Source organism: Tetzosporium hominis (genome assembly GCF_002265435.1).
Taxonomy (GTDB): Bacteria; Bacillota; Bacilli; order Bacillales_A; family Planococcaceae; genus Chryseomicrobium; species Chryseomicrobium hominis.
In genome coordinates this window covers 1-746 of the sequence record NZ_NOKQ01000277.1, presented here as the reverse complement: position 1 = coordinate 746, position 746 = coordinate 1, and the positions used below count along the sequence as shown (strand labels likewise).

Here is a 746-nt window from a genome sequence, read left to right as displayed (position 1 = left end):
GAGATACATGTGGCAGATCTTGAGCGTTTGAACGAGACCTTCTGGACTGCAGCTGAAGAAGACAGGAATCGCAAGCACTATCAAAAAGATGAGCTTTTGTCCGAACTGTTTGAGGAAGATAAAAAAGCACTCCTTCAGTTACCTGAAAAATCGTTTGAATGCGTGCGTTATGAAGAGTGTCGACCAGATAAGTATGGACTCGTCAAAATAGATGGACGTCAATATTCCACATCTCCTCGCTTTGCCAAAAGTAGTGTTTTGGCAAAGATATCATATGGCAAGATCGAGATCATGACGGCTGAACATGAATCAATCATTACTCATGCACGCCTGTATGGTGAGGATAAGAAGTCGATGAAATGGCAACCATATCTTGAGCTGATGGCCAAACGGCCAATGGCAATCAAATACACGGATTTCTTTGAACAGCTACCGGTCAATTGGAAAGAATATATAGACAGCTGCACCGTACCTGAAAAGCAGAAGGCATTGAGACTTCTTTCAGTCCTCTTGAAACAACATGATTTCTCGGTGGCAACAGAATCTCTAAAAATCGCATCGACTCACGGGCATCCTTCTGCAGAATCGATCAAACAGGTATTCTACCAACTCATCAATGGGCGGAGCGACCGCGTGAGCCTTGATATCAGAAGAGACTCAATCCCTCCAATGCCACCGGCATCAAGAGGATCAACACATTATGACAAGTTGTTTGAAAAAGGCGGTGTGTCTTGATGGAACTACTT

1 protein-coding gene is annotated in these 746 nt (G+C 43.8%); it reads left to right on the top strand.

Annotated features, from left to right (window positions below):
• Positions 1-735, top strand: a 735-nt coding sequence (locus CF394_RS15845; RefSeq protein WP_439332876.1) for a Mu transposase domain-containing protein, incomplete at its 5' end; no start/stop codon positions are given.
• Positions 736-746 lie beyond the last annotated feature (11 nt).